4 protein-coding genes are annotated in these 4,631 nt (G+C 66.4%); 2 read left to right on the forward strand and 2 right to left on the reverse strand.

The genetic code is table 11. The annotated features are described in order from the left end of the window. Window positions 1-231 precede the first annotated feature (231 nt). Complete coding sequence (locus ACTHLF_RS21410; RefSeq protein ID WP_440330286.1) at window positions 232-870, forward strand: PadR family transcriptional regulator; 639 nt, start codon at window positions 232-234, stop codon at window positions 868-870. Next, window positions 867-1,616, forward strand: coding sequence for a siderophore-interacting protein (locus tag ACTHLF_RS21415; RefSeq protein ID WP_440330288.1), 750 nt, complete (start codon window positions 867-869; stop codon window positions 1,614-1,616). Before ACTHLF_RS21410 ends, ACTHLF_RS21415 begins: the two co-directional genes overlap by 4 nt. Window positions 1,617-1,792: 176 nt before the next feature. Here ACTHLF_RS21415 and ACTHLF_RS21420 read toward each other — a convergent pair whose 3' ends face one another. Together ACTHLF_RS21420 and ACTHLF_RS21425 are read right to left on the reverse strand one after the other, a co-directional pair. Then, window positions 1,793-4,408: an autotransporter outer membrane beta-barrel domain-containing protein gene (locus ACTHLF_RS21420; protein WP_440330290.1), complete on the reverse strand. Its 2,616-nt coding sequence runs from the start codon at window positions 4,406-4,408 to the stop codon at window positions 1,793-1,795. 51 nt (window positions 4,409-4,459) lie between these two features. Continuing rightward, the coding region (locus tag ACTHLF_RS21425; protein WP_440330292.1) for an autotransporter-associated beta strand repeat-containing protein at window positions 4,460-4,631 on the reverse strand (172 nt) is incomplete at its 5' end.

Raw genomic sequence — 4,631 nt, forward strand, 5'->3', positions numbered from 1 at the left:
GATGAGTCGAAAAAACACCCTATCGGCTGTCTAGAAAGACTTGACCACCTCAGGGCGCCAAGGGCTCTTTCCAGAGACGTCTGAGCGCTAGAAGCGATGGCGAAGCCGAGCCCCGCGAAGCCGAAGGCGAGCCCGATCGAGGCCCCCTAAGATATATCGTCAAAGTACTTGCAAGAGTGTTTCTTGCGATATATCGTACGACCACTACGTACGATATATCGGAGAACTCCCATGCACTTCTGGCACCACGCCAAGCGGCATTTCCGCGATGAAATGCACCAGCGCCACCACGAACACTTCCACGCCATGGGCCGCGGCGGCCGCTTCGGCGGCGGTGGCCCCTTCGGCTTCGACGAACGCGACGCCGGCATGCGCGGCGGCCGCGGCGGTGGCCGGTTTGGCGGCGGCGGACGCATGTTCGGCACCGGCGACCTGCGCCTCCTGCTCCTCGCCCTCATCGAAGAACAGCCCCGCCACGGCTACGAACTCATCCGCACCATCGAGGAAATGTTCGAAGGCCAGTACAGCCCCAGCCCCGGCGCCATCTACCCCACCCTCACCATGCTCGAGGAACTCGGCTACGCGCGGGTGGAAGCGGAAACCGGCGGCAAGAAGCTCTACGCTATCACTGACGAAGGCAAGGCCTTCCTCACCGAGAACCGCGACACCCTCGAAGCCCTGACCGAACGCCTCCAGGTCATGTCCCGCCACATGCGCCGCATGACCGTGCCCGAGGGCGTGCGCGAGGCGATGCACGTGATGAAGTACCAGCTGCTGAACCACCACAAGGCGTGGGATGAAGCGGAGACGAAGCGCGTCGCGGCGATTATCGAAGTGGCGGCGAAGCAGATCGCGGAGCGCCACGGATGAGCGAGAAACACGCCATCCAGCGCATGCGCCATGAAGTGCGCATGCGCATGCTCACCGTCGTGAAGGTGCAGACGCTCACGCCGCACATGGTCCGTATTACCGTGCAGGGGCCGGAGCTGGAAGGCTTCCCCTCGGCATCGCCGGACGACCATGTGAAGCTGTTCTTCCCCGTGGCCGACGGCGAATTCAACATGCCGGTGATGACGGCTGACGGTCCGCAATACCCGGAAGGCAAGGTGCCTTCACCGGCGCGTGACTACACGCCTCGCGCCTTCCGCGCCGATGCGCTCGAGCTGGATCTCGACTTCGTCATCCATGGCGAAGGCCCGGCTTCCACCTGGGCGGAGAAGGCGAAGGTCGGCGACAAGCTGGGCGTCGGTGGTCCGCGTGGCTCGATGATCGTGCCGGGTGACTATGACCACTACGTGCTCGTTGGCGACGAAACCGCCCTGCCCGCCATCGGGCGTTGGCTGGAGGAGATGCCGGAGGGCACGCAGGTGACGGTGCTCGCGGAGATTGCCTCCGAGAGCGAGAAGCAGGCCCTGGCCCGTGAGGCGCGCTGGTTCATCCGCGGGGCTTCGCCTTCGCTTGATGAGGCGGTAGCTGCGTTGCCGATCCCTGCGGGCGATACGTTCTGGTGGGTCGCCACGGAGTCGAAGCGGGCGCGTGAGTTGCGTTCGTTGCTGGTGGAGAAGCGTGGGATCGATAAGGATTGGGTGAAGGCTACGGGGTATTGGCAGGCTTGAGCGCGCGGTGCGCGCATCGCGTGCAAGCACGCTCCCACGAAGAACGCCGCGGCCTGTGCGGTTTGGCGAAAGATGTCGCCCACAGGGTGGGCTCCTACGGTACAACGCGTGCAAGCACGCTCCCACGACAGCGTTCTCTGTGGGAGCGTGCTTGCACGCGATGGCTTGCGAGTGCGTCAGAAGTTCCAGCGCACCCCCAGGTTCACCGCGTCGCTGCGGGTGTGCGTTGCACGGTCGGTGCTGTAGTAGACGAACGCGCTGGCGGCGGGGGTGAAGTCGAAGCTGGCGCCTACCGCGCCCTGCCAGTGGTTCTTCATCGGGCGTGAGCCTTCCACGGCGAAGCTGTCGGTCGGCAGGCCGGCGAAGCTGTTGTTCACCGAGACCGTGTCGTCCTTCGTGTTGTGCAGGTAACGCACCATCGCGATCGGGTGCAGCTTCGTGCCAGCCACGCCCAGGTCCACATCGCCCGACAGGCGCAGGCCGGCGCCGTACTGCATGCTGGTCGCCGAGGCCTTGCCCACCTTCAGGTCCGCGTCGCCCGCGCCCTTTTCCGTGAAGCTGTCGTACTTGACCTTGCTGTAGTAGGCACCCACGAACGGTTCGAGGTGCATCGCGTTGCCGACGTTGAAGCGGAAGCCACTCTCGATGGCGCCGTTGGTCGACTTGCCGTCGTAATCACCGCGCGCTTCAGGCGTGTAGCCACCGACATTGATCCGGCGATGGCTGTCGCCGTCATGCCAGCCGTACGAGGCGAGGCCTTCGATCCAGAACTGTTTGTCGTTGAAGTACAGGGCATGCAGGCCGACCGCAGCCTGGTCCACGTCGGTGTAATCGCCGCGGCTGTGCACTTCCGTCCGCGCGTTGGCCAGGTTCATGTGCACACCGGCGCGGAAGTCGTTGCCGAGATCCGTATCGGTACCCACCACGATGCCGTGGATGCGGTAGTCGGCCCGTGCCACGTTAGCGCTGCGCGAGAGATCGCTGCTCGAGGTGTACGGCTCGGCCCACACTGCCGTGCCACGCTCACCCGTATCGCGATCCAGCTTCAGGCGGTAGAACACCGAATCCTGGTACTGGCTCTGGCCGGTGAGTTCCGCCTGCGCTGCCGACGCATACGTTTCGCCGGTGAGCGAGTCGAAGGCACTGTGCACCTGCGCCGAGTGCAGGCCGCGCAGGTAGCCCAGCAAGGTCGACAGCGGCTCGCTACCCGTGGCCGCGCCCTGCCCGGCCGCACCCTGCAGCACGCCAGCGCCGGCGCCCTGGTTCGGCGTGAGTCCCGGGACCTGGTCGAAACCGGTGCCCTCTCCACCCGGGGTCACCGGGCCACCCGTGCCAGCCTGGCTCAGGGTCACCGTGACGGTATTGCCATTCGTGGTCACGCCTTCATCGAGGAACGGAAGGTCACCCTTCACCACGCTGCCGTACGTGCCGTTGATCGGCGTGTTCGAGGTCACGACGGTGTACGTCGTCGAGTTGCCGAAGCTGCCATTGCCTACCGGCGTGGTCGTCAGCGTACCGCCTACCGTCGTCGGGCCGTTCGAAACGATGCTGTCGTTGCTGCCGTTGGGGTTGATGTGGATGACCGTGTGCGAATTACCCGTCTGGTTCAGGCCGCCGGTGGTGAGCACCGTGCCCGCCGTGCCGGTGTCGGCCGCCGCGCCGCTCGCGCCCGGGATACCGCCCGGGGCCACCGTGCCGTTATCGACCGTGACCGGCCCGGTGATCGTGCCGCCACCCACCACACCGCCGCCATTGCCCACCGTGACCGGGCCGCCCAGCGTGCCGTTCACCACGAGGTTGCCACCGATCGTCGTACCGCCGGCGAAGGCGACGTTGGTGCCTGCGCCGATCACGAGCGTGCCCGCGGGGGCGTTGAGGTTGCCGATGCCGTTGAAGACGCCGTTCTGCAACGAGCCTTCGCTGTCACCGCCGATGTTGAGCGTGGTGCCCGCATTGCCGTTCACGGTGCCGGTCACCGTCGGCAGGTTGCCGTAGGTGAGGTTGAGGCTGCCGCCGCCGAGGTTGAGCGTGCCTGCGATCGGGCCTGTGGCAGTCACGTTGTTTGCCGCGCCGTTCAGGCCGGCCGTCGCGCCCGCGCCGACGGACACACCGCCCGTGTAGCTATCCGTCGCATTGAGCGTTCCGGCATTGACGGTGAGGCCGCCGGTGTAATCCGCCAGCGAGCCGCCGAGGGTCAAGGTGCCGGTGCCTTCCTTGTCGATACCGCCCGTACCGGAGAGCGCGCCGTTGAGCGTGAGGTCGTTCGCGCCATCCACGGTGACGCCATCGGCGCCTACGCTCACGCTGTTCGGCAGGGTCACCGTGGTGCCCGCTTCCAGCGTCGCGTTGTTGATGGCGAGATCGCCGCTGCCCAGGGCAGTGTCGCTGCCGACGGTGAGCGAACCGCCATCCACCGTGGTGCCGCCCGAGTACGTGTTGTTGCCGTTGAGCGCGAGCGCCTTCAGGTTCAGCTTGAACAGGCGGCCCGTGCCGCTGATGTCGCCATCCAGCGACAGCGCGTCGTCACCGAGGAGGTTGAGGTCAGCGTTGAGCGCGATGTCGTTCGCCAGCGCAAGCGGCCCGGTACCCATGAGGGACGCCGCGCCACCGACGGTCAGCGCGCCCGTACCGAGCGCCTGATTGTTGCCGAGCACCAGTCCACCCGCATTGAGCGTGACGCCACCGCTGAAGACGTTCGCGCCGCCCAGGCCCAGGTTGCCCGCGCCATTCTTCACCAGGCCACCGGTGCCGGTGATCGTGCTGTTTACCGTGGCGTCGGTGGCGCCGCCCAACGTCAGCGTGCTGCCGCCAAGCGCGACAGTGCTCCCTGCAACGCCGTTGAGCTAAGCGATCGACTGGTCACCGCCCGCGCTGATGTCGAACGTACCCGTGCCAGCGAGGTTTACTGCACCAGCCGGCGAGAGGCTGCCGCCCGCACCGATGGCGAGCGTGCCCGCGTTGATCGTGGTGCCGCCGCTATACGTGTTGGTACCGGTGAGGGTGACCGTCGCGGCG

The sequence above is a fragment of the Luteibacter sp. genome, assembly GCF_051958795.1.
In the GTDB taxonomy this organism is placed as follows: domain Bacteria; phylum Pseudomonadota; class Gammaproteobacteria; order Xanthomonadales; family Rhodanobacteraceae; genus Luteibacter.

Excerpts from the sequence above, each read along its gene's own strand:
- ACTHLF_RS21415 (WP_440330288.1), top strand. The coding sequence starts at position 867 with ATGAGCGAGAAACACGCCATCCAGCGCATGCGCCATGAAGTGCGCATG.
- ACTHLF_RS21410 (WP_440330286.1), top strand. The coding sequence starts at position 232 with ATGCACTTCTGGCACCACGCCAAGCGGCATTTCCGCGATGAAATGCAC.